The sequence below is a fragment of the Pseudomonas sp. 22082 genome (assembly GCF_052046055.1).
GTDB lineage: Bacteria > Pseudomonadota > Gammaproteobacteria > Pseudomonadales > Pseudomonadaceae > Aquipseudomonas > Aquipseudomonas pharyngis.
Genome location: NZ_JBQEQB010000009.1, coordinates 8498 through 31000 on the forward strand (window position 1 = coordinate 8498; position 22503 = coordinate 31000).

Annotated in this window: 22 protein-coding genes; 8 read left to right on the plus strand and 14 right to left on the minus strand. The window is 61.2% G+C overall.

Going from position 1 to position 22503, the window contains the following annotated elements:
- Positions 1–210: 210 nt before the first annotated feature.
- The 3 genes from rdgC to sugE all read left to right on the plus strand — a co-directional run bounded on the left by rdgC (position 211) and on the right by sugE (position 2604).
- Positions 211–1131 (plus strand): recombination-associated protein RdgC, encoded by a 921-nt coding sequence (gene rdgC, locus ACTJK9_RS12490; RefSeq protein ID WP_007950430.1) that lies wholly within the window; start codon positions 211–213, stop codon positions 1129–1131.
- 74 nt (positions 1132–1205) lie between these two features.
- Positions 1206–2171: a bile acid:sodium symporter family protein gene (locus ACTJK9_RS12495; protein ID WP_039769848.1), complete on the plus strand. Its 966-nt coding sequence runs from the start codon at positions 1206–1208 to the stop codon at positions 2169–2171.
- A 118-nt stretch (positions 2172–2289) separates the two neighbouring features.
- Positions 2290–2604 carry a quaternary ammonium compound efflux SMR transporter SugE gene (gene sugE / locus ACTJK9_RS12500; RefSeq protein ID WP_008077894.1) on the plus strand — a complete coding sequence of 105 codons (315 nt, stop codon included), beginning with the start codon at positions 2290–2292 and terminating at the stop codon, positions 2602–2604.
- A 123-nt stretch (positions 2605–2727) separates the two neighbouring features.
- Here the strand turns inward: sugE and ACTJK9_RS12505 are convergent, their stop codons facing one another.
- From ACTJK9_RS12505 to ACTJK9_RS12520, 4 genes are all read right to left on the minus strand, one after another.
- Positions 2728–4602, minus strand: a complete 1875-nt coding sequence (locus ACTJK9_RS12505; RefSeq protein ID WP_440814110.1) for an MFS transporter — start codon at positions 4600–4602, stop codon at positions 2728–2730.
- 110 nt (positions 4603–4712) lie between these two features.
- The gene (locus ACTJK9_RS12510; RefSeq protein WP_440814113.1) at positions 4713–5864 is read right to left on the minus strand and encodes a TDT family transporter; all 1152 of its coding nucleotides are present in this window, start codon (positions 5862–5864) and stop codon (positions 4713–4715) included.
- Positions 5865–5969: 105 nt separating this feature from the next.
- Positions 5970–6281, minus strand: coding sequence for a cupin (locus tag ACTJK9_RS12515; RefSeq protein ID WP_440814116.1), 312 nt, complete (start codon positions 6279–6281; stop codon positions 5970–5972).
- Between the two features lie 53 nt (positions 6282–6334).
- A complete protein-coding gene (locus tag ACTJK9_RS12520) occupies positions 6335–7522 on the minus strand; it encodes an MFS transporter (protein WP_440814118.1) in 1188 nt (395 codons plus the stop codon).
- A gap of 91 nt (positions 7523–7613) precedes the next feature.
- Between ACTJK9_RS12520 and ACTJK9_RS12525 the strand changes: the two genes are divergently transcribed.
- On the plus strand, positions 7614–8156 hold the full coding sequence (locus ACTJK9_RS12525; RefSeq protein WP_085648475.1) for a TetR/AcrR family transcriptional regulator: 543 nt from the start codon (positions 7614–7616) through the stop codon (positions 8154–8156).
- 134 nt (positions 8157–8290) lie between these two features.
- Complete coding sequence (locus ACTJK9_RS12530; RefSeq protein ID WP_085611476.1) at positions 8291–11761, plus strand: hybrid sensor histidine kinase/response regulator; 3471 nt, start codon at positions 8291–8293, stop codon at positions 11759–11761.
- A 9-nt stretch (positions 11762–11770) separates the two neighbouring features.
- Here ACTJK9_RS12530 and rmuC read toward each other — a convergent pair whose 3' ends face one another.
- Positions 11771–13135, minus strand: coding sequence for a DNA recombination protein RmuC (gene rmuC / locus ACTJK9_RS12535; protein WP_440814301.1), 1365 nt, complete (start codon positions 13133–13135; stop codon positions 11771–11773).
- Positions 13136–13310: 175 nt separating this feature from the next.
- Positions 13311–13634, minus strand: a complete 324-nt coding sequence (locus ACTJK9_RS12540; protein ID WP_085611478.1) for a hypothetical protein — start codon at positions 13632–13634, stop codon at positions 13311–13313.
- Positions 13635–14588: 954 nt separating this feature from the next.
- On the opposite strand from ACTJK9_RS12540, the gene ACTJK9_RS12545 reads away from it, so the two are divergent.
- The 3 genes from ACTJK9_RS12545 to ACTJK9_RS12555 all read left to right on the plus strand — a co-directional run bounded on the left by ACTJK9_RS12545 (position 14589) and on the right by ACTJK9_RS12555 (position 16990).
- Positions 14589–14813 (plus strand): hypothetical protein, encoded by a 225-nt coding sequence (locus ACTJK9_RS12545; RefSeq protein WP_007950419.1) that lies wholly within the window; start codon positions 14589–14591, stop codon positions 14811–14813.
- A gap of 276 nt (positions 14814–15089) precedes the next feature.
- Entirely contained in the window at positions 15090–15572 is a 483-nt protein-coding gene (locus ACTJK9_RS12550; protein WP_085611479.1) for a hypothetical protein, read from the plus strand.
- 146 nt (positions 15573–15718) lie between these two features.
- On the plus strand, positions 15719–16990 hold the full coding sequence (locus tag ACTJK9_RS12555) for an OmpP1/FadL family transporter (protein ID WP_064594534.1): 1272 nt from the start codon (positions 15719–15721) through the stop codon (positions 16988–16990).
- Between the two features lie 97 nt (positions 16991–17087).
- Here ACTJK9_RS12555 and ACTJK9_RS12560 read toward each other — a convergent pair whose 3' ends face one another.
- Genes ACTJK9_RS12560 through cobU form a run of 8 tightly spaced genes read right to left on the minus strand, consistent with a single transcriptional unit; the run spans position 17088 to position 22424 of the window.
- On the minus strand, positions 17088–17648 hold the full coding sequence (locus ACTJK9_RS12560) for a glutathione peroxidase (RefSeq protein WP_039769833.1): 561 nt from the start codon (positions 17646–17648) through the stop codon (positions 17088–17090).
- 55 nt (positions 17649–17703) lie between these two features.
- The gene (locus ACTJK9_RS12565) at positions 17704–17826 is read right to left on the minus strand and encodes a hypothetical protein (protein WP_007950415.1); all 123 of its coding nucleotides are present in this window, start codon (positions 17824–17826) and stop codon (positions 17704–17706) included.
- Positions 17823–19031 carry an MFS transporter gene (locus ACTJK9_RS12570; RefSeq protein WP_440814123.1) on the minus strand — a complete coding sequence of 403 codons (1209 nt, stop codon included), beginning with the start codon at positions 19029–19031 and terminating at the stop codon, positions 17823–17825. The genes ACTJK9_RS12565 and ACTJK9_RS12570 overlap by 4 nt, the downstream gene beginning before the upstream one ends.
- Positions 19032–19084: 53 nt before the next feature.
- On the minus strand, positions 19085–19489 hold the full coding sequence (locus ACTJK9_RS12575; RefSeq protein WP_007950413.1) for a MarR family winged helix-turn-helix transcriptional regulator: 405 nt from the start codon (positions 19487–19489) through the stop codon (positions 19085–19087).
- Positions 19490–19545: 56 nt separating this feature from the next.
- Positions 19546–20277, minus strand: coding sequence for an adenosylcobinamide-GDP ribazoletransferase (locus tag ACTJK9_RS12580; RefSeq protein ID WP_440814125.1), 732 nt, complete (start codon positions 20275–20277; stop codon positions 19546–19548).
- A 1-nt stretch (position 20278) separates the two neighbouring features.
- Entirely contained in the window at positions 20279–20854 is a 576-nt protein-coding gene (gene cobC / locus ACTJK9_RS12585; protein ID WP_440814127.1) for an alpha-ribazole phosphatase family protein, read from the minus strand.
- A complete protein-coding gene (cobT, locus tag ACTJK9_RS12590; protein ID WP_440814130.1) occupies positions 20851–21906 on the minus strand; it encodes a nicotinate-nucleotide--dimethylbenzimidazole phosphoribosyltransferase in 1056 nt (351 codons plus the stop codon). The genes cobC and cobT overlap by 4 nt, the downstream gene beginning before the upstream one ends.
- Positions 21903–22424, minus strand: coding sequence for a bifunctional adenosylcobinamide kinase/adenosylcobinamide-phosphate guanylyltransferase (cobU, locus tag ACTJK9_RS12595; protein WP_221399057.1), 522 nt, complete (start codon positions 22422–22424; stop codon positions 21903–21905). The genes cobT and cobU overlap by 4 nt, the downstream gene beginning before the upstream one ends.
- Between the last annotated feature and the right edge of the window lie 79 nt (positions 22425–22503).

Sequence of the window (22503 nt, forward strand, 5' to 3'; positions counted from 1 at the left end):
GCCGACATTCTGCTTGTAAGGCAGACGCTCTCCCAGCTGAGCTAATCACCCTTCGCTTCGGTGTGGCGCGCATTCTACGGAGCGACCCAACCTCTGGCAAGCACTTTTTTAAATAATTTTCTCAGCCCTTCCAAAGGCTTAGAGAAGGGTTGGCCTATGACCCGGCGAAGACAATAATGCCCCCCTTTGTATAAAGGAGAGACTCACCCCATGTGGTTCAAGAACCTGCTTATCTATCGCCTGACCCAAGACCTGCCTGTCGATGCCGAGGCGCTGGAAACTGCACTGGCCACCAAACTGGCGCGTCCATGTGCAAGCCAGGAGTTGACCACCTACGGTTTCGTCGCGCCGTTCGGCAAGGGCGAAGATGCTCCACTGGTGCACGTCAGCGGTGACTTCCTGCTGATCTCCGCCCGTAAAGAAGAACGCATCCTGCCGGGCAGCGTCGTGCGTGACGCGGTCAAGGAGAAGGTCGAAGAGATCGAAGCCGAGCAGATGCGCAAGGTCTATAAGAAGGAACGCGATCAGATCAAGGATGAAATCATCCAGGCGTTCCTGCCGCGCGCGTTTATCCGCCGCTCGTCGACCTTCGCCGCCATCGCGCCGAAACAGGGCCTGATCCTGGTCAACTCGGCCAGCCCGAAACGCGCCGAAGACCTGCTCTCCACCCTGCGTGAAGTGATCGGCACCCTGCCGGTTCGTCCGCTGACAGTCAAAACCGCGCCGACCGCCGTGATGACCGAATGGGTCACCACCCAGCAAGCCGCCCCGGACTTCTTCGTCCTGGACGAGTGCGAACTGCGCGACACCCACGAAGACGGCGGCATCGTGCGTTGCAAGCGTCAGGACCTGACCAGCGAAGAAATCCAGCTGCACCTGAGCACCGGCAAGGTGGTGACTCAACTGTCGCTGGCATGGCAGGACAAACTGTCGTTCATGCTCGACGACAAGATGACCGTCAAGCGCCTGAAATTCGAAGATCTGTTGCAGGATCAGGCGGAACAGGACGGCGGCGACGAAGCCCTGGGCCAACTGGACGCCAGCTTCACCCTGATGATGCTGACGTTCGGCGACTTCCTGCCGGCGCTGGTTGAAGCACTCGGCGGCGAAGAGACTCCGCAGGGCATCTAAGCCTCTGCGCAGTCTTTGGGTTATCTTCAAACGCCACCGCTTCGGTGGCGTTTTCACATAATAAGGAACAGGCCATGCGCGCACTGGCTGCACTGAGTCGTTTTGTTGGCAACACCTTCGCTTACTGGGTTCTGATTTTCGCGGTGATCGCGTTCTTGCAACCGGCCTGGTTCCTCGGCCTCAAAGGCGCGATCGTGCCGTTGCTCGGGCTGGTGATGTTCGGCATGGGCCTGACCCTCAAACTCGACGACTTCGCCGCCGTCGCCCGCCATCCGTGGCGTGTGGCCCTGGGCGTGGTCGCGCATTTCGTGATCATGCCGGGGATGGCCTGGTTGCTGTGCCAGATCTTTCATCTGCCGCCGGAAATCGCCGTCGGCGTGATTCTGGTGGGGTGCTGCCCGAGCGGCACGTCCTCGAACGTCATGACCTGGCTGGCCCGTGGCGACCTGGCGCTGTCGGTGGCCATCGCCGCCGTCACCACCCTCCTCGCCCCGCTGCTGACGCCCGCGCTGATCTGGCTGTTGGCCTCGGCCTGGTTGCCGGTTTCGTTCATGGAATTGTTCTGGTCGATCCTGCAAGTGGTCCTGCTGCCGATCATCCTGGGCGTGGTCGCGCAACGTGTGCTTGGTGACAAGGTGCGCCACGCGGTGGAAGTGCTGCCGCTGGTGTCGGTGGTCAGCATCGTGATCATCGTTGCCGCCGTGGTCGCCGCCAGCCAGGCGAAAATTGCCGAATCCGGTCTGCTGATCATGGCCGTGGTGATGTTGCACAACAGCTTCGGCTATTTGCTGGGGTATTTCACCGGACGCCTGTTCGGCCTGCCGCTGCCGCAGCGCAAGTCCCTGGCGCTGGAAGTCGGCATGCAGAACTCGGGGCTGGGTGCTGCGCTGGCCAGTGCGCACTTTTCGCCACTGGCGGCGGTGCCAAGTGCATTGTTCAGTGTGTGGCACAACATTTCCGGGGCGCTGCTGTCGACCTGGTTCCGGCGGATGAGCGAAAAAGAAGACCGTGAGACGTTGGCACAACAGACGGCCGACTGATTCCGGATCGCGGTGCGGCGCACATTTTTAGGTAGTATGTGCGCCACGCGGGGACGACCCTGCGGCTCAATCGAGTTTTCAATCTGGGGACGGCCCCGTCAATCGATGGAGGTCTTTCATGTCCTGGATCATTCTGTTTTTCGCCGGCCTGTTCGAAGTCGGCTGGGCCGTCGGCCTGAAATACACCGACGGCTTCAGCCGTCCGCTGCCCACCGCTCTCACCGTCGCCGCCATGGCGATCAGCCTTGGCCTGCTGGGTCTGGCGATGAAGGAATTGCCGCTGGGCACGGCCTATGCGATCTGGACTGGCGTCGGTGCCGTGGGCACGGTGATTGCCGGGATCATCCTGTTTGGCGAATCGATGGCGTTGATTCGCCTGGCCAGCGTTGCACTGATCATCACCGGATTGATCGGGCTCAAGGTCAGCGCTTAAGCCACTGGCCTCATCGCGGGCAAGCCCGCTCCAACAGGTTTTCGGTTGTGCACAAAGTCCATGTTNCGCTGGAGATCCTGTGGGAGCCGGGCTTGCCCGCGATGAGGCCAGCACAGCCAATGATTATCTGACTGGCCCGCGCAATTCCCCGACCAACGCCTGCAGTTCCGCTGGCTGCGCCGCTTCGACGGCGACCGGCGAACCCGCCACCAGCGTCACCCGCGACCACAAGCGCCGGAACACTCCCTTGTTCGGATCGCGACTGAAGAAACTCCCCCACAACCCCTGCAACGCCAGCGGAATCACCGGCACCGGCGTCTCCTCGAGAATCCGCGTCAGCCCGCCCTTGAACTCGTTGATCTCGCCATCAGCGGTCAACTTGCCTTCCGGGAAGATGCACACCAGCTCACCTTCCTTCAGATACTGGGCAATCCGGGTGAAGGCCTTTTCGTAGATCTGGATGTCTTCCTGGCGTCCGGCGATAGGAATGGTCCCCGCCGTGCGGAAGATGAAGTTCAGCACCGGCAGGTTGTAGATCTTGTAGTACATGACAAAGCGAATCGGCCGACGCACCGCGCCGCCAATCAGCAAGGCATCGACGAACGACACGTGGTTGCACACCAGCAACGCCGCGCCCTCATCCGGAATCGCTTCAAGGTTGCGATGCTCGACGCGGTACATGGAATGGCTGAGCAGCCAGATCATGAAACGCATGCTGAACTCGGGGACGATCTTGAAGATGTAGGCGTTGACGCCGATGTTCAGCAGCGACACCACCAGGAACAGCTGCGGAATCGACAGCTTCACCACGCTCAGCAACACGATGGTGACAATCGCCGAAATCACCATGAACAGCGCGTTGAGAATGTTGTTGGCGGCAATCACCCGCGCACGCTCGTTCTCGGCGGTGCGCGACTGGATCAGCGCGTACAGCGGCACGATGTAGAAACCGCCGAAGATCCCGAGGCCCAGCACATCGATCAACACCGCCCAGGCATGGCCGAAACTCAGCACTTCGGTCCAGCTATGACCGACAGCGCTTTCTGGAATTCCACCGGAATGCCACCACAGCAACAACCCGAAAACCGTCAGACCGAACGAACCAAACGGCACCAGGCCGATCTCGACTTTGCGTCCGGAAAGTTTCTCGCACAGCATCGAACCCAGCGCGATACCGACCGAAAACACCGTCAGAATCAGGGTGACCACGGTTTCGTCACCGTGCATCCATTCCTTGGCATAAGCCGGGATCTGCGTCAGATAAATCGCCCCGACGAACCAGAACCACGAGTTGCCGACAATCGAACGCGACACCGCAGGCGTCTGCCCCAGGCCGAGTTTCAGGGTCGCCCAGGACTGACTGAAGATGTTCCAGTTAAGGCGCATTTCCGGGGTCGCCGCTGCTGCGCGGGGAATGCTGCGACTGGCCAGATAACCCAGCACGGCGATGCCGACAATCGCGGCGGACACCACCGGCGCGTAATTGACCGACGACATCATCACCCCGGCGCCGATGGTCCCGGCCAGAATGGCCAGAAACGTGCCCATCTCCACCAGCCCGTTGCCGCCGACCAGTTCATCGTCGCGCAAAGCCTGCGGCAGGATCGAATATTTCACCGGCCCGAACAGCGCCGAGTGCGTGCCCATGGCGAACAGCGCCACCAGCATCAGCGACAGGTGATCGAACAGAAAGCCGACGGATCCCACGGCCATGATGGCGATTTCTGCCAGTTTGATCAGACGGATCAACGCATCCTTGGCGAATTTTTCCCCGAACTGCCCGGCCAGCGCCGAGAACAGAAAGAACGGCAGAATAAACAGCAACGCACACAGGTTGACCCAGATCGAGCGGTCACCCTCGATGGTCAGCCGATAGAGAATGGCGAGGATCAGCGACTGCTTGAACACGTTGTCATTGAACGCGCCCAGCGACTGGGTGATGAAAAACGGCAGGAAGCGCCGGGTACGCAGCAGGTTGAACTGTGAGGGGTGACTCATCTTCCGTGTGACCCTGTTGTTTTTGGAAAGAGAAGGTAGCGAGTGGCCTGGCTACGCTTATAAGAATCTCGAACCGCGATCCAGGCCACACATTACCTAATCTTTGCAGGTTATTTCTTCAAACCTGCAATGCACGGTGAAACAAACAGCTCACCGCGCCACGCGCCTTGCAGCGTGCGTTTACCGACGATCAGCCACATCACCGCCAGCAACGCCACCAGTACACAACCGGCCACGCTGAAGAAAGTCAGGTGCAAGGTGCTGCCCAGTTTCAGGGTTGCCAGCGAATAAACGCCCAACGGAAAGGTGAAACCCCACCAGCCAAGGTTGAACGGGATGCCATCACGCAGGTAACGCACGGTGATCAGCAGCGCGATAAGCATCCACCACAGACCGAAGCCCCACAGCGTGATCCCGGCGACCAGCCCCAGGCCCGACGCCATTTCGCCGATGCCCGGCAGACCGTTGGCCGCGAAGATCGCCGGGGCGTCGCCACCCAGCAGCAACATGCCCAGGGCGCCGGTGCCGATTGGCCCCAGGGCCAGCCAGCTCGATGCCGCCATGTTTTCGTGGGGCAATTTGTGCAAGGCCATGCGCAACAACAGGATGGTCAGGATGCTGAACGCCACCGGCAGAGAAAAGGCCCAGAGCACGTAGCTGGTCACCAGCACCACCAGTTGCGAATGGGCATCGGCGAGATGCGGCGCGAGCAGTCCACCGCTGGCCGCCGCCACTTCCGCGGCCACCACCGGCAGCAGCCAGACGGCGGTCATCTGATCGATGCTGTGTTCCTGACGGGTAAACATCATGTAGGGAATCAGCACGCCGCAGGCCAGCGACATCGCCACGTCCAGCCACCACAACACTTCGGCCAGTTGAATGACCCCATCGCCCCAGCGCGGCAGACCGAACAGCAGAAAGCCGTTGATGATGGTCGCCAGGCCCATGGGAATGGTGCCGAAAAACATTGAAACCGTGGAATGACCTAAGATCCGCCGCGCTTCGTCGAAGAAGAGGATCCAACGTGCAGCGTAGGCAGCGGTAAACAGCACGAACAACAGAATGTTGAACAGCCACAGCCCTTCGGCCACCGCGCGCAGGCCGGGAATGGACACCGGCAATTGCGCCAGCGCCAAGGCCAGCACGCCGGTACCCATGGTCGCGGCGAACCAGTTCGGGGTGAATTGGCGGATCACTTCACGCGGGTGCTGAAGCTGGCTGAATGGCTTGATGCCGGATTTGACGCTATTGGGGCAAATCATCATGAACTCCTGTCCTCAGTTGAGGTTGAGCTCATGGTAGAACCGAATCGAATATCTATATAACGGGTAATATCTCTAACTGTTATCTGTTTTGTAGATATTCAGTCAGGCACTGCCTTCGGTTTCGATCACCAGAATCCGCGCCGCACCCTGAGGATGAGCGACGTGTTCGGTGCCGATGGAGGCGTAGAAGATATCGCCAACGTCGAGCAAGGCCTGCTTCTCCTCACCTTCTTCGCGGTAGTGCATGAGCACCTGACCGTCGAGCACGACGAACACTTCTTCACCGTCATTGACATGCCATTTGTAAGGCTGATCGGTCCAGTGCAGACGCGTGGTGATGCCGTTCATGTTGGCGATGTCGAGCGCGCCCCAGGCGCGCTCGGCGGTGAAGGTCTTGCTGCGGATAATCTTCATGCGTCGATCCGTGAGAAGAATGGGCTGGCCAAGGCTAACCGAATCTGACGGGCTTATGGAGCGCTGCAGGCCTTCGCCGCTTGCGCCCGGAAACTCATCAGCAGCGCACCAATCGCCAACACGATCAGCACCGCGCCATACACATCGGTGGTGGTCAGCAGCCCCACGCTATGGGTGAAGTGCCCGGCCAGCAACGCCGGCAGGCAGAACGCCAGGTAACTCAGCACATAAAACGCCGACATCAACCCGGCGCGCTCATGAGGCAATGCCAACGGCACCAGACTGCGCACCGCTCCGAGAAAACCGGAGCCAAAGCCACAACCGGCCACCAGTGTGCCGAGGAAGAACAGCGACAGACTGGCGCTGTGCACGCCCAACAGAATCAGCACGATGCCGGCCGGCAGCAGGCTCGCCCCAAGTTGCAGCGCTCGGGAGGCCGGACGATTGCGCAACGTGAAGATCATTAGCGCACCGGTCACGGTCAACGCCGCCACGGTCGCGCCGCCGATCAGGTTGGAGGTGGAACCGGTGGCCGTGCGCACCAGCGACGGTGCCAGCGAGGCATAAAAACCGCCGAGCGCCCAGGTCGCGGTATTCAGCGGCAATACTCGCCATAACGTCGAACGCGCCTGGACCGGCACGTGCAGGGTCGGTCGCAACGAGGCCCACGCCCCGGCCTGCGGCGAGACACTTTCCGGCAGGCGCCACACATAGATGCCTTGCAACACAAACAGCGCGAGCAGCAACCAATAGGTCAATTGCAACGGCGCCGGAGCGAACTCGGCCAGCAAGCCGCAGCCCATGCCACCCAATGCCATGCCCAGCAACGGAGCAACGCTGTTGATCAGCGGCCCTTGCTGACGGTCGGTGTCCAGCAGCGTCGCACTCAATACGGCGGTGGCCATGCCGGTGGCGAAACCTTGCAGCACTCGCGCGCCGATCAGCCAGCCCACGCTGTCGGCGTAGATAAATAGCAACATCGCCAGCGCATTGAGCGTCACGGCGGTGAAGATCACCGGTTTGCGTCCCAGGTGATCCGACAGCGACCCGACCGTCAGCAACGCGGCCAGCAGACTGAGGGCATAGACGCCGAAAATCAGGGTCAGCACCGCTGCCGAAAAATGCAGCTGATCCTGATACAGGTGATACAACGGCGTCGGCGCAGTGGAAGCGGCGAGAAAACTCAGTAAGGTGATCGCCAGAAACCACAGGCTGGAACGGTTGGAAGCAAGGCTGGTCATGGGCACACTCCGCAAAAGCTAATTTTTTGCTTTTGCGGAGTGTGCTCTTGGCTTGCGCTTAAAGCAAATTCTTTGTGTTAAGGTCTGCCGCATGGCTATTAAAGAAGGTTTACGCCCCGGCGGTCGCAGCGCCCGGGTGCAGGAGTCGATTCACTCGGCAGTCCGCGCGCTTCTGCAAGAACAGGAGCGCTCAACGGTGACCGTCCCGCAAATCGCGGCGCGCGCCGGGGTAACGCCATCAACCATTTATCGGCGCTGGGGCGATCTGGCGACCTTGCTGGCCGACGTTGCCCTCGCCCGCATGCGCCCCGACAGCGAGCCGGCTGAAACCGGCAGCCTGCGCAGCGACATCCGCGCGTGGGCCGAACAATACCTCGACGAAATGAGTTCGGAACCCGGGCGCAACATGATGCGCGACGTGCAGGCGAGTGCGACGCCGGGCTATTGCGTGGCGATCATCGGCGCGCAGTTGCAAACCATCATCGAGCGCCACCCCAAGGAACCGGCGCCGAGCGTGGATCGGCTGATCAATCTGGTGGTGTCCCCGGTGGTATTTCGCATTCTGTTTTCGGCAGCGCCGCTGGAAGTCGGAGAACTGCACCGCTTGATCGACATCGCGCTGAAACCGGACTGACCGCAGAACCGGCCGGTTCTGTTCCTGCGACACCCCGCCGCGCCACGACCTTGGTCGACACTGACTAACCGCCGCGCCCGTGCGAGACTGTCTGACCGGGCGCGAGTCCGGTCGTTTTCTGTCGGGAGTGTTCCATGTCGTTGTCCACCGGGCTGATCGCCGCCGTCGCCCTGGCCTATATGGCCATCATGTTCGCCATCGCCTTCTACGGCGACCGTCGCAGCACACCGCTGCCGCCACGGGTGCGTGCCTGGGTGTACAGCCTGTCGCTGGCGGTCTACTGCACCAGTTGGACGTTCTTTGGCGCGGTCGGTCAGGCTGCCGAACAACTGTGGTCGTTCCTGCCGATCTACCTCGGGCCGATCCTGCTGCTGCTCGGTGCGCCGTGGGTGCTGCAGAAAATGGTGATGATCAGCAAGCAGGAGAACATCACCTCCATCGCCGACTTCATTGCCGCCCGTTACGGCAAGTCCCAGTCGTTGGCGGTGGTGGTTGCGCTGATCTGTCTGGTCGGCGTTCTGCCTTATATCGCCTTGCAGCTCAAAGGCATCGTCCTCGGCGTGAACCTGCTGATCGGTGCCGGCGCCGACGCCATGGGCACCCGCGCACAGGACACCGCGCTGATCGTGTCGCTGGTGCTGGCGCTGTTCACCATCGTCTTCGGTACGCGCAACCTCGATGCCACCGAGCACCACCGCGGCATGGTGCTGGCGATTGCCTTTGAATCGCTGGTCAAGCTGTTCGCCTTCCTCGCCGTCGGCGCCTTCGTCACCTACGGGCTGTACGATGGCTTCGACGACCTGTTCAATCAGGCGATGCTCGCCCCGCGCCTGGAGGAATACTGGAAAGAAACCATCAACTGGCCGTCGATGGTGGTACAGACCGGCGTGGCGATGATGGCGATCATCTGCCTGCCCCGGCAGTTCCACGTGACGGTGGTCGAGAACATTGACCCGCAGGATCTGCGTCTGGCCAAATGGGTGTTCCCCGCCTACCTCGCATTGGCCGCGCTGTTTGTAGTCCCTATCGCCCTGGCCGGTCAGATGATGCTGCCCAGCTCGGTCATCCCCGACTCTTTCGTTATCAGCCTGCCATTGGCCCAGGCCCATCCGGCGCTGGCGATGCTGGCGTTTATCGGCGGTGCATCGGCGGCCACCGGCATGGTGATCGTAGCGAGTGTGGCGCTGTCGACCATGGTCTCCAACGACATGCTGTTGCCATGGCTGCTGCGCCGCAACAATGCCGAGCGGCCGTTCGAAGTGTTCCGTCAGTGGATGCTCTCGGTGCGCCGCGTCAGCATCGTGCTGATTCTGTTGCTGGCCTACGTCAGCTACCGTTTGCTCGGCTCGACTGCGAGCCTGGCGACCATCGGCCAGATCGCCTTCGCCGCCGTCACCCAACTGGCCCCGGCGATGCTCGGCGCGCTGTACTGGAAACAGGCCAACCGGCGTGGTGTATTCGCCGGTCTCGCCGCCGGTACGTTCCTGTGGTTCTACACCTTGATCCTGCCGATCGCTGCGCGCAGCCTCGGTTGGTCGCTGGACAGTTTCCCCGGACTCGCCTGGCTGCACAGCAACCCGTTGAACCTGCCGATCACCCCGCTGACCCAAGGCGTGGTGCTGTCGCTGGCAGGCAACTTCACCCTGTTCGCCTGGGTCTCGGTGCTGTCGCGCACCCGCGTGTCGGAGCACTGGCAGGCCGGGCGTTTTATCGGCCAGGAAATCAGCGCCCGGCCGAATGCACGCTCGATGCTGGCGGTGCAGATCGACGATTTGCTGCAATTGGCGGCACGATTTGTCGGCGAAGAACGCGCGCGGCAGAGCTTCATCCGCTTCGCCTACCGTCAGGGCAAAGGCTTCAACCCGAACCAGAACGCCGACGGCGAATGGATCGCCCACACGGAGCGTTTGCTGGCCGGTGTCCTTGGCGCTTCGTCAACGCGAGCGGTCGTGAAAGCCGCCATCGAAGGTCGAGAAATGCAGCTGGAGGACGTCGTGCGGATCGCCGACGAAGCCTCGGAAGTGCTGCAGTTCAACCGCGCGCTGCTGCAAGGCGCGATCGAGAACATTACCCAGGGCATCAGCGTGGTCGACCAGTCGCTGAGACTGGTGGCCTGGAACCGCCGCTATCTCGAACTGTTCAACTATCCGGACGGTTTGATCAGCGTTGGCCGACCGATTGCCGACATCATTCGCCATAACGCCGAGCGTGGTTTGTGCGGCCCCGGTGAAGCGGAAGTTCACGTTGCCCGGCGTCTGCACTGGATGCGTCAGGGCCGCGCCCACACCTCCGAGCGACTGTTCCCCAATGGCCGGGTGATCGAGCTGATCGGCAACCCGATGCCCGGCGGCGGTTTCGTCATGAGTTTCACCGACATCACCGCGTTCCGCGAAGCCGAGCAGGCGCTGACCGAGGCCAACGAAGGGCTGGAGCAACGGGTCAGCGAACGGACCCAGGAACTGTCGCAACTCAACGTCGCGCTGACCGAAGCCAAGGGCAATGCCGAGGCGGCCAACCAGTCCAAGACCCGCTTCCTCGCCGCCGTCAGTCACGACCTGATGCAGCCCTTGAACGCCGCACGGCTGTTCTCCGCCGCCCTCTCCCATCAGGAAGACGGCCTGAGCGCCGAGGCGCAGAAACTGGTGCAGCATCTGGACAGTTCGCTGCGTTCGGCCGAAGACCTGATCAGCGACCTGCTCGACATTTCCCGCCTGGAAAACGGCAAGATCAACCCGGATCGCAAGCCGTTCGCGGTCAATGAGCTGTTCGATATTCTCGGCGCGGAATTCAAGGCACTGGCTCAGGAACAGGGCTTGAGTTTCCGGGTACGGGGCAGTCAGTTGCGCATCGACAGCGACATCAAGCTGCTGCGGCGCATTCTGCAGAACTTCCTCACCAACGCGTTCCGCTACGCAAAAGGCCCGGTGCTGCTGGGCGTGCGTCGGCGCAAAGGCGAAATCTGTCTGGAAGTGTGGGATCGCGGGCCGGGAATTCCGGAGGACAAACAGCAAGTGATCTTCGAGGAATTCAAACGCCTCGACAGCCACCAGACCCGCGCCGAAAAAGGTCTGGGCCTGGGTCTGGCGATAGCCGACGGTCTGTGCCGCGTGCTCGGCCATACCTTGCGCGTGCGCTCATGGCCGGGGCGCGGCAGCGTGTTCAGTGTCCGTGTGCCATTGGCCAAAGCACAGACCGTGCAACCGCCAGCGGCGGTGGAAATCAATGGCAAATTGCACAGCGGCGCGCAGGTGCTGTGCATCGACAACGAAGACAGCATTCTGATCGGCATGAACAGCCTGCTCACGCGCTGGGGCTGTCAGGTCTGGACCGCGCGCAACCGCGAAGAATGTGCGGCGCTGCTCGATGACGGCGTGCGGCCACAATTGGCGCTGGTGGACTATCACCTCGATCACGGCGAAACCGGCACCGATCTGATGGCCTGGTTGCGCACAAGGCTGGGCGAGCCGGTGCCCGGCGTGGTGATCAGCGCCGACGGGCATCCGGAAACGGTGGCGCAGGTTCATGCAGCGGGGCTGGATTATCTGGCCAAACCGGTGAAACCGGCGGCGTTGCGGGCGTTGTTGAGTCGTTATTTGCCGCTCTAGCAGAGCGGCTTATTCAGGCAGCTCGACCAGGCCGTCGGCATCGGTCATCGCGCGCTCCAGCAGGTCCGCCGGCAGGCTCTTGCTGGCTCGTGCGCCGAGCAACTTGAGCTGTTCGCTGCGGCTGACCAGGTTGCCGCGCCCTTCCGTCAGTTTGTTGCGCGCCGCGCTGTAGGCCTTGTCCAGTTGCTGCAAGCGATTGCCGATTTCGTCCAGATCCTGAATGAACAGCACGAACTTGTCGTACAGCCAACCGGCGCGCTCGGCGATTTCCCGGGCGTTCTGACTCTGGCGCTCTTGCTTCCACAGGCTGTCAATCACCCGCAGGGTGGCGAGCAGCGTGGTCGGACTGACGATCACGATGTTGCGATCAAAAGCTTCCTGAAACAGTGACGGCTCGGCCTGCAATGCAGCGGAAAACGCCGCTTCGATGGGCACGAACAGCAAGACGAAATCGAGGCTGTGCAAGCCTTCCAGACGTTTGTAATCCTTACCGGCCAGACCTTTGACGTGGCTGCGCAGGGACAGCACGTGCTGCTTCATGGCGATCTGGCCGATGGCGTCGTCGTCGGCCGCCACGTATTGCTGATACGCGGTGAGACTGACCTTGGAATCCACCACTACCTGCTTGTCGCCCGGCAAGTAAATGATCACGTCCGGCTGAAAACGCTCGCCATCCGGACCCTTGAGATTGACCTGGGTCTGGTACTCGCGGCCCTTCTCCAGCCCGGCATGCTCAAGTACGCGCTCGAGAATCAGCTCGCCCCAGTTGCCCTGGGTTTTCTGGCCCTTCAGGGCGCGGGTCAGGTTGGTTGCCTCATCGCTCAGGCGCAGGTTCAGTTGCTGCAAACGCTCCAGTTCCTTGGCCAGCGAAAAACGCTCGCGGGCTTCGGCCTGGTAGCTTTCCTCGACACGCTTTTCGAACGACTGGATGCGCTCCTTCAAAGGGTCGAGCAATTGGCCGAGGCGTTGTTGGCTGGTTTCGGCGAAACGCTGTTCACGCTCATCGAAGATCTTGCCGGCCAGTTCGGCGAACTGCGCGCGCAGCTCGTCACGGGAACCTTGCAGGTCATCCAGGCGTTGTTGATGGCTTTCCTGTTGCTCGCGCAATTCGGCATTCAGCGAAGCGGCCTGGGCGTCCAGGCGCCGCAATTCGGCTTCCTTGTTGGCGCGCTCGAGATTCCAGGCGTGGGCGGCGTCACGGGCGTCATCGCGCTCGATCTGCAACAGCTCGACTTCCCGGCGCACAGCCGCGAGATCCGCTTGTTTGGAGGCGTTGGCCTGGCCGAGATCGGCGACTTCATCGCGGCAGGCTTCAAGTTGTGCAGTGAGGCCGTCCTGGGCCATTTGCGCCATGGCCAGCCGCTCCTCGAGCAACGCGACTTCAGACTGGTTCTGACTGGCCCGACGTTGCAGTTGCCAGGCCAATGCCAGCAACGGCACCGCCGCACCTGCCAGCCCCAGCAGGATGCTGGTCAAGTCCATCGCCATAGTGATTCCCGCCGATCCGATAAAGCCTGAAGGTTAACCAAGGCGTCTGGTCTTGGACAGCTCAGTCTTCGATCAGGCCGAGTTCCTGTTGCGCGCGTCGGTCACCGGCGCGGGCGGCCTGGCGCAGCAGGTCCTGGCCGATCCGGCGATCCCGGGCATTGCCGCACTCGCGGCACATCAACTGGCCGAGGCGACTCTGCGCCGCGACCACCCCTTCCCGGGCCGGTTGCTTGAGCAGGCGGCCGGCGAGGTGCTTGGCATTCTGGCTGTCGCCAAGTCGCGGGCTGTCCAGCAGCCATTCGGCCACGCGCACGGAAAATCGCTTGGGAGCGGTAACACGAGGGAGTTGGGAGGTAACAGATTCTGGAGCGGAACGAAACTTCATAAAGCACTGTGGGACAGATCGGAAGGCGCGCCACTCTACTCTTTTTTTCGCACAGGTAAAGTCGAAAAAAACCCGGCACGCCCGTGCTAGAGCAAGCGCTCGGGACAATCCACAGAAGCTGTGGATAACTCAGTGGACAACCGCCCTCCAGTCGCCGCAAAGCCTTGTGGAACGGGGCTCGCAGTCAAACTGACGATTTTTTCACCAGTTAAAAAAAGCGATGTTTTTCATTGACTTAAACTTTCGATGCAGGCAGTCATCGGGGTCAGGATTGTTGTGACAGCGCCGTTACAGTCTGCGCAACTAATGTGCACAAGTACCTGTTACGCGGTTATATCGATGCGCCTTTTCGGGTCGTTTTGGCATTCGTGCTGGGGATAAGCCGCTGCGCAGAGCGTCAGCATCTTTCCGGTGGTGGGGACCGACGAACGTAAAGTGAGCCAGATCGGGGCAGGCGGGGAGCCCGGGCAGCGGATTCTGATTTTTTTTGATTATCGGGTTTGCCTTCTGCGGTTCGTTCCGTTAGTATCCGCGGCGTTAGTACCAAGCTGAAAGTCAATTCCGGTCGAACACACCCCCACGGTCAAGTTTCTCTCACAGAGACCTTCACTGAAAAAAGCGGGATCGACCCCTCGATGGTTTCCAGGTAAATCTTGCGACGACACAGTCTTTGAATCGAATGCAAAGAGTGTTGCGAAGACCACTTACTCTGACCGAACCAACCTGCAAATTGATCAGGATCTTCACCAAGGGCCCAGAACCTCTGCCCTTGATATGTTGCCTGTCCTCCTAAGTACCTACCTGCCAGCCCAAGCGCGCCAACTTTTATAGCGCTCGAACTGGCTGCCTTGTTCCAGTCGGGTTCTTCGTTCGACCAATGGTGGTCGACGTTACTGGAACGTTTTAACGTTGCACGGTTCTTATCCGTGTCATTTGTAGGAACACCTAATAACTATGTCGACTCAAATCCAGACTCAGGATGCCATTCGCACCCTAACCAACGCTTTTGCTCCAATGAACTGCCTGATCATGGCCGCTCGCAAAGGCTGCTTCAGCTTCACCGTGGTCAATGAACACGGGATCGCCCGCCATAGCGAGCGTCTGTACCCCGATCAATACTCCAGCGCCGAACCGCTGCAGGCCGTGATTGATCGCACCCGTCAGGCATTGATCGCCTGAGAAGCCGAAATGGCTGCAAAAGCAAAAGCCCTGCTGAAATGCGGGGCTTTTTATTGCCCGATGTTTCACTTTTACCTCTTTCCGCTTAAGCACCAACCGGTATAACGGTTATAACGGCGCGCCGGAAATATTTTAAAAACAGTCCTTTACGTCGCGAATATGACACTACACTTCAACTCAAGCGGCGTGATCCGCTTCCGGCGAGCCTGAGTCGATCCACAGCTGCCAAGCTCCCCCTTCAGGCCTCGCCGCCCAATAACAAGATCCGAGGGATTTATGGGTATCGCTGCCAGCGAACTGTGCCGCTATGTGATTCGTCCTACGCTGATCTACCTGGGACGTCACTGCGCAACCGCCGAATCCCTGCTGCTGGGCATTGCCGCCAGCCAGTCCGCTCTCGGTTCCGCCCTGCATGACCGCCGTGGCCACGGCCTGTACCGGATTGCCGAAAACCGCCACCAAGCCCTCTGGGATCATTACCTGGCGCTGGATCCGGAACGCGCCAGCCTGGTTCGCGGCCTCGCCAGCCAGCATGCCTTCCTCAGCGGCCCGCACCTCGAACTGACCGTCAATTTGCGTTATGCCACAGCCATCGCCTGGCTGCTGGTCGAAGAACAAAACACTACCCTCCCCGAGCCGGACGATCTGCTGGGCATGGCGCGCATCTGGCGTCAGACCTTTCAGCCCCAAGGTCGTCTGCGCGACTTCACCTGCGCCTGGCAAACCTGTGTTTCACCGCTGAATCAGGTCGCTTGCTGACCCGCTGTTTTCACAACATCGCCCAACAGGCAGTAATTTTGGTCGGATTGTCCTACAAAACCGCTCTAACTCAAGGCATACGGACTATAGCGCCGGGACGAAAATGTTGGTAATTTTCGCCCCGGTGATCACCAGGAGTTCTAATAATGAAAAAAGTCATGCTCAAAACCACCCTTAGCCTTGCCGTAACCGTGGCATCCACCCAGATCTTCGCAGCTGGCTTTGCCATCAACGAACACAGCATCAGCGGGATGGGGACTGGGTACGCCGGGCGATCTTCTTCTGCCGACGACGCAAGCACCGTTTATGGCAACCCTGCCGGCATGTCGCGCATCACGCGCGAACAAGTCACCGGTGGCGTTGCATTCCTCGACGCAAAAACCGATATCAGCGACGCCAGCTCCAGCCCGAACGGCGGCAGCAACAAAGGCGACATGGTGCCCTTCACCTCCGTACCTATGGGCTACTACGTCAAGCCGATCGACGAGCATTGGGCATTCGGTCTGGGTGTGTACGTACCCTTCGGCCTGATCACCGACTATGAAAACGGCTTCGCCGGCCGTTACTTCGGCAGCAAGTCAGAAGTCAAGATCATCACCTTCCAGCCAACCGTCAGCTACAAGTTCAACGATGTCGTGTCGATCGGTTTCGGCCCGACCATCAACCGCATCGACGGCTCGCTGGAATCCAACCTGTCGATCACTCAGGCAGCGCCGGACGGCAAGGTCAAGATCAAGGGCGACGACACCGCACTGGGCTACAACATCGGCGTGCTGGTACAGGCTACCGACAGCACTCGCCTGGGTCTGACCTACCACTCGAAGGTCGACTACAAGCTCGAAGGCAACACCAAGGTCAACTACGGTGTGCTGGGCGCGATCGGCCTGGGTGCGAACCAGAAGTACGACGCTTCGCTGAAGATCACCACGCCTGAATCCGTGGACCTCTCGGTCACCCAGGCGATCAACGATCGCTGGAACGTCTACGCCGGTACCACCTGGACCCGCTGGAGCCAGTTGGAAAAGATCACCGTCAAGAACTCCGGCGTTCAGCCACTGCTGGCTGGCCAGTTCGGCGAGATCACCGAAGAACAGAACTGGCATGACACCTGGGCGTACGCCATCGGTACGTCCTATCAGTTGAACAAGGAATGGGTACTGCGTACCGGCCTGACGTTCGACCAGTCGCCGACCAACAACGTCGACCGTTCGCCACGCATCCCGACCGGCGACCGGACCATCTTCAGTATCGGTGCCGGCTGGAGCCCGACCGAAGACCTGACCATCGACGTTGCCTACTCGTACCTGAAGGAAGAGAAGGTCAACATCCGCAACGAAAACGATCGTGGCCAGAGCTACAACTCGCAGTATGAAAACTCGGCAAACGGCTTCGGTGTCGGCGCAACCTACCGCTTCTGATGCTGTACGGCGAGGCTGAGCTCTTTACCATTTGAGGCCTCGCCCATTAAAAAGCCCCGCACTCTTCACAGAGGCGGGGCTTTTTAATGGGCGTCGATCAGGGCTTCAGCGGCTGGGAGGCAATGGCTTTCTCGATGGCCGCCAGAAATTCCGGATCATCCGGTTTGGTCAGGCTGGAGAAATTGGCGATCACCTTGCCCTGGCGGTCGATGACGTATTTGTAGAAATTCCACTTCGGTGCGCTGCTCTGTTTGGCCAGCACCTGGAACAGATGAGTCGCATCGTCACCCCGCACCTTCTGCGGTTCGGTCATGGTGAACGTCACGCCGTAGTTGGCATAGCAGACCTTGGCGGTCTCGGCGCTGTCCTTGGACTCCTGCTTGAAGTCATTGGACGGTACGCCGAGCATTTCCAGGCCCTGGGCCTTGTAGCGCTGATTCAGCGCTTCCAGCCCCTCGAACTGCGGCGCAAAACCACAGAAGCTGGCCGTGTTGATCACTACCAGCGGTTTGTCGGCGTAGCGCTGACACAGGTCGATGGATTCCTTGGCCCGCAACTTGGGCAACGAGCCTTGCAACAGATCCGGACAGTCCGCGGCCTGGGCCAGTCCGGTCAACGCCATCAGCAACGCGGGAACAGCACACCAGCGCTTGAGCATGTCGGGCATCCTTGAGCAATCGTCAGACCTCGACGTTACTCGCCCTTCCGCCGGTCTAGCAAGCACCCATACCCAACTGCATCAGCGCCAGCCCGCCCTGATGCCAGCCCCACCACACCAGCGCCAGCAACGCGGCGCCGAGTGCGGTGACGACGATCTGCGGCCAGAAACGGTTCATGCAGCGCTCGCACGCGGTTGCAGGCCCTCGACCGGGCGCTCGCGCACCGGCCAGTTCAGCGCCGCCGCCAGCAGGCTCAGGAGAATCGCCACTTGCCAGATCAAGTCATAACTCCCGGTTCGGTCATACACCACCCCGCCCAGCCAGCCGCCGAGGAACGAACCCAACTGATGGAACAGAAACACGATGCCGCCGAGCATGGACAGGTTTCGCACGCCAAACAAGGTCGCCACCGTACCGTTGGTCAACGGCACCGTCGACAGCCACAGGAACCCCATGGCCATGCCGAACAGATAGGCCGAGGTCGTCGTCACCGGCAGCCACAGAAACAGCACGATCACCACCGCGCGCAGCAGATAGAGCCCGGTCAGCAGACGCGGTTTGGACATCCGCCCACCGAGCCAACCGGCGGTGTAGGTACCGAAGATGTTGAACAGGCCGATCAACGCCAGCACGGTGGTGCCGACGGTGGCCGGCAGATGCTGATCAACCAGATACGCCGGCAAGTGCACGCCGATGAACACCACCTGAAATCCGCAGACGAAAAAACCGAATGCCAGCAACCAGAAACCGGAGTGCGAGCAGGCTTCGCGCAGGGCTTCGGACAGGGTTTGTTCATGGCCGAGCACCGGCAGCGGCTTGTCCTTGAGCATGCTCACCAGCGGCACGATCAGCGCCACCAGCAAGCCCAGCACGAGCAATGCCGCCGACCAGCCGAGCCAACCGATCAGCCCGAGGGTGCCCGGCAGCATGGCGAACTGGCCGAAAGAACCGGCAGCACTGGCAATGCCCATGCCCATGCTGCGTTTCTCCGGCGGCACGGCGCGGCCGACGACACCGAGAATCACCGAGAACGAGGTCCCGGACAGTCCGATACCGATCAACAGACCGGCGCTCAGGGACAAGCCCAAAGCGGTTTCCGACAGGCCCATGAACACCAGGCCCAAGGCGTAGAGCACCCCGCCGATCAGTACCACTTTCGCCGCGCCGAAGCGGTCGGCCAGCGCGCCAGTGAACGGTTGCGCCAGCCCCCAGATCAGGTTCTGCAAGGCGATGGCGAAGGCGAACACCTCGCGACCCCAGCCGAACTGGGCGCTCATCGGCGACAGAAACAAGCCGAAGCCGTGCCGCACGCCCAATGACAACGCCAGAATCAGCGCACTCCCCAGCAACACCCAACCGCACGTACGCCACATCGAACTCATTATTATTCTCCAGTCGCGGGTATATACCCGCTTAGATTCGGAAAAACCGGCCCTCAGGCCAGTTCATCCAATAGCCGCAGCAAGGTTTCACGCTTCTCGGCACCCAGTCGGTCGATCAACCGCTGTTGCGCCGCTTCCCAGGCCGGCAAGGCTGCTGCCAGGCGTTGCGCGCCGGTTTCGGTGAGCCGGACGATGCGGTTGCGCATGTCTTCGCCCTCGGCCAGCGCCACCAGGCCCTCGCCTTCCAGCACCCGCAGATTGCGCCCGAGGGTGCTGCGATCCAGGCCCATGGCTTCGGCCAGTTCGGAAATGCTCGGCTGATCCAGGCGCTGCAGATTGCACAGCAGAGAATACTGGGCAACGTTGATCCCGAAGCCGTCGAGAGCGCCGTCGTAATGCCTGCTGACGCCACGCGCGGCGCGACGCAGGTTGGTGCACAAACACTGAGATGGAAGCATGATGCGTGTATATACCCGCGACTGTGTTAAATCAAGTTACAGATCAAAGTTATTTATCAAAACAAGGCCAGCCCGACCAGCACTGACATCTCCAATAGTTCCAGCAACGCTCCCGCCGTATCACCAGTGGTTCCACCCAGTCGTCGCACCATCAAATGCCGCAGCCAGATGAACACGACAACCGCCAGCAGCAACGCCACGACAGCGTCGAACCCGGCGATCGCCACACACGCCGCCGCACTCCCCACCAGCACCTGCCAACCCGCCTTGCGCGGCAGATGATCGGCCAGCGCCTGCCCCAACCCGCCAGCCCGCACATAAGTCGTGGTGAGAAACAGCCCGAGCAACGCCGCTCGGCCGATCAGCGGCACCATGATCAATGCCGTGCCCTGCTGTTGTTCGATCAACGCCAGCAACGCGGCAAACTTGAGCAGCAACACCAGCACCAGCGTCACCACCGCGATCGGCCCGCTGCGCGGATCCTTCATGATCGTCAGCGTACGCTCGCGATCACCGAAGCCGCCGAGCCACGCATCGGCGCTGTCCGCCAGCCCATCCAGGTGCAACGCGCCGCTGAGCAGCACCCACACCGCCAGCAACAGCGCCGCATGCAACAGCAACGGCGTGCCGACCAAGGCAATGTTCAGCGCCCAGAGAATGACACCGAACAATAGTCCCACCAGCGGATAAAACAGCAGCGAGCGTCCGAGCTGTTCAGGCGCCGGCATACCCGGCAGACGAATCGGCAGGCTGCTGAGAAATTGCAGGGCGATCCACAGAGGCAGCATGTCAGAGCACTTCCCTGAGCGAACCGTCGGCCTCGACGATCAGCGAAAACAGCGCGCCGTGGCCGACTTCGACATTGAGCAGTTGTTCACGGGGCAAGCCACGGGCCTGCGCCAGCAACAGACGCATGACGCCACCATGACTGATCAGCAACACCCGCTCACCCGCGTGCGCCGCGTGCAGTCGCATCACCGCCGCCAGCACCCGCGCCGAAAAATCGCTGACCGGCTCACCCTGCGGCGGAGTAAACCCATACGGATCGGCCCAGAACAGCCCCAGCGCTTCAGCATCAGTCTCCATCAACGCCGCCGCGCTCCGCCCTTCCCAGGCACCGAAATGCAACTCCTGCAGATCCCTGTCCAAAGAAACCGGCAGATCCCGCTGCGCGCTCAACTCTTCAGCAAACCGCGCACAACGCTGCAACGGCGAACTGACCAGCCGATCCCAGGGCCCCTGCCCGCTCACCGCCTCGCGCATCTGCGCCCAGCCTTTTTCGGTCAACGCATCGTCGAGGCTGCCGCGCAGACCGCCGCCGAGTTCGGTTTCACCGTGGCGCAGCAGATCCAGGCGCAAGGTCATGCCGGGCGGTCCGCCACCGCGGCTTCAGCGAAGGTTGCCATCTGGCCGTGCAGGTCGCAGGCCAGACGCAACAACGGCACCGCCAGCGCCGCGCCACTGCCCTCGCCCAGACGCAGGCCCAGTTCCAGCAAAGGCTCAGCGCCAAGGGTTTCCAGCACATGACGATGGCCCGGCTCGGCACCGCGATGACCGAACAGCAGCCACTCACGGCAGGCCGGATTCAGGCGCACCGCCACCAGCGCGGCGACCGTACAGATGAACCCATCCACCAGCACCGCCACACCCTCCTGTGCACAGGCCAGATACGCGCCGACCAATGCCGCAATCTCGAAGCCGCCGAGATTGAACAGCGTCTGTAACGCATCGCCACGTTGCGCCGCATGCAGTGCCAGCGCCCGCTCGATCACCTGCGCCTTGTGGCTGACGCCTTCGGCATTCAGCCCGGTGCCGGGGCCGGTCAGGTGTGCCACCGGGCAATCGAGCAAAGCACAGGCCAGCGCACTGGCTGCCGTGGTGTTGCCGATGCCCATTTCGCCGCCGATGAACAATTGCGCGCCTGCCGCTTTCGCCCGCAGCACGCTGTCGCGACCGCCCTGCAAGGCAAGTTCACCCTGGGCCTGAGTCATCGCCGCGCCCTTGGCGAAATTAGCCGTGCCCAAGCCGATGTTCAAATGGCGCACACCCGGCAGGTCCAGCGACGGAGTCACGGTGCCCAGATCCACCACTTCCAGCTGCGCGCCAAGTTGCCGCGCCAGCACGCTGATCGCCGCGCCGCCGCTGACGAAGTTCAGCAGCATCTGCCCGGTGACTTCCTGCGGGAACGCGGAAACCCCTTCGGCGACAACGCCATGGTCACCCGCAAAAATCGCGATCCAGACTTGATCCAGCGTCGGCTTGATCCGGCCCTGCAATCCGGCCAGCTGCACCGCCACCGATTCAAGCTGACCGAGGGAGCCGGCGGGTTTGGTCAATTGCTGCTGACGCGCCGCCGCGTTTTCAACGGCGTGCGTATCCACCGGTTTGCACGGGTTCAGCCACCAGGCTTGGGTCATAACGCAGGTCCTTTCAAAGTCAGGGGCAGGCCGGCGACCGTCAGGACGACTCGTTGACAACGCTCGGCCAGAGCTTGATGCAGCCAACCGGCTTCATCGACGTAGCGGCGAGTCAATTCGCCCAGCGGCACGACACCCATTCCGGTCTCGTTGCTGACAAAAATGATTTCACCCGGCAGCGACGCCAGGCATTCGAGCAAGGCTTCGCGCTCGGCGGCGAGGCGTTCAGCGTCTTCGAGCATCAGCAGATTGGTCAGCCACAGCGTCAGGCAATCCACCAGCAGGCAACGCTCGGGGCCAGCGTTTTCGCGCAACACCCGAGCCAGTTCCAGCGGCTCTTCGATCAACGCCCATTCAGCAGGACGACGGGCGCGATGATGGGCGACGCGTTCATTCATCTCGCCATCCTGTGGCTGGCTGGTGGCGATGTAAGTGACGGCCAGCGCGCTGTCAGTAGCGAGTTTTTCGGCCAGGCGACTTTTGCCGGAGCGGGCGCCGCCGAGGATCAACTGGAGCATGGAGGCATCCTGAAAAAAATTCGTTGAGACAACTGACCTCTTCGCGGGCAAGCCCGCTCCNAAACATGGCACTTGAGTA

Bases quoted from the DNA above. Each gene is read 5' to 3' on its own strand.
- rdgC (WP_007950430.1), top strand. From the start codon at position 211: ATGTGGTTCAAGAACCTGCTTATCTATCGCCTGACCCAAGACCTGCCT.
- ACTJK9_RS12495 (WP_039769848.1), top strand. From the start codon at position 1,206: ATGCGCGCACTGGCTGCACTGAGTCGTTTTGTTGGCAACACCTTCGCT.
- sugE (WP_008077894.1), top strand. From the start codon at position 2,290: ATGTCCTGGATCATTCTGTTTTTCGCCGGCCTGTTCGAAGTCGGCTGG.
- ACTJK9_RS12505 (WP_440814110.1), bottom strand. From the start codon at position 4,602: ATGAGTCACCCCTCACAGTTCAACCTGCTGCGTACCCGGCGCTTCCTG.
- ACTJK9_RS12510 (WP_440814113.1), bottom strand. From the start codon at position 5,864: ATGATTTGCCCCAATAGCGTCAAATCCGGCATCAAGCCATTCAGCCAG.
- ACTJK9_RS12515 (WP_440814116.1), bottom strand. From the start codon at position 6,281: ATGAAGATTATCCGCAGCAAGACCTTCACCGCCGAGCGCGCCTGGGGC.
- ACTJK9_RS12520 (WP_440814118.1), bottom strand. From the start codon at position 7,522: ATGACCAGCCTTGCTTCCAACCGTTCCAGCCTGTGGTTTCTGGCGATC.
- ACTJK9_RS12525 (WP_085648475.1), top strand. From the start codon at position 7,614: ATGGCTATTAAAGAAGGTTTACGCCCCGGCGGTCGCAGCGCCCGGGTG.
- ACTJK9_RS12530 (WP_085611476.1), top strand. From the start codon at position 8,291: ATGTCGTTGTCCACCGGGCTGATCGCCGCCGTCGCCCTGGCCTATATG.
- ACTJK9_RS12540 (WP_085611478.1), bottom strand. From the start codon at position 13,634: ATGAAGTTTCGTTCCGCTCCAGAATCTGTTACCTCCCAACTCCCTCGT.
- ACTJK9_RS12545 (WP_007950419.1), top strand. From the start codon at position 14,589: ATGTCGACTCAAATCCAGACTCAGGATGCCATTCGCACCCTAACCAAC.
- ACTJK9_RS12550 (WP_085611479.1), top strand. From the start codon at position 15,090: ATGGGTATCGCTGCCAGCGAACTGTGCCGCTATGTGATTCGTCCTACG.
- ACTJK9_RS12555 (WP_064594534.1), top strand. From the start codon at position 15,719: ATGAAAAAAGTCATGCTCAAAACCACCCTTAGCCTTGCCGTAACCGTG.
- ACTJK9_RS12560 (WP_039769833.1), bottom strand. From the start codon at position 17,648: ATGCTCAAGCGCTGGTGTGCTGTTCCCGCGTTGCTGATGGCGTTGACC.
- ACTJK9_RS12565 (WP_007950415.1), bottom strand. From the start codon at position 17,826: ATGAACCGTTTCTGGCCGCAGATCGTCGTCACCGCACTCGGCGCCGCG.
- ACTJK9_RS12570 (WP_440814123.1), bottom strand. From the start codon at position 19,031: ATGAGTTCGATGTGGCGTACGTGCGGTTGGGTGTTGCTGGGGAGTGCG.
- ACTJK9_RS12575 (WP_007950413.1), bottom strand. From the start codon at position 19,489: ATGCTTCCATCTCAGTGTTTGTGCACCAACCTGCGTCGCGCCGCGCGT.
- ACTJK9_RS12580 (WP_440814125.1), bottom strand. From the start codon at position 20,277: ATGCTGCCTCTGTGGATCGCCCTGCAATTTCTCAGCAGCCTGCCGATT.
- cobC (WP_440814127.1), bottom strand. From the start codon at position 20,854: ATGACCTTGCGCCTGGATCTGCTGCGCCACGGTGAAACCGAACTCGGC.
- cobT (WP_440814130.1), bottom strand. From the start codon at position 21,906: ATGACCCAAGCCTGGTGGCTGAACCCGTGCAAACCGGTGGATACGCAC.
- cobU (WP_221399057.1), bottom strand. From the start codon at position 22,424: ATGCTCCAGTTGATCCTCGGCGGCGCCCGCTCCGGCAAAAGTCGCCTG.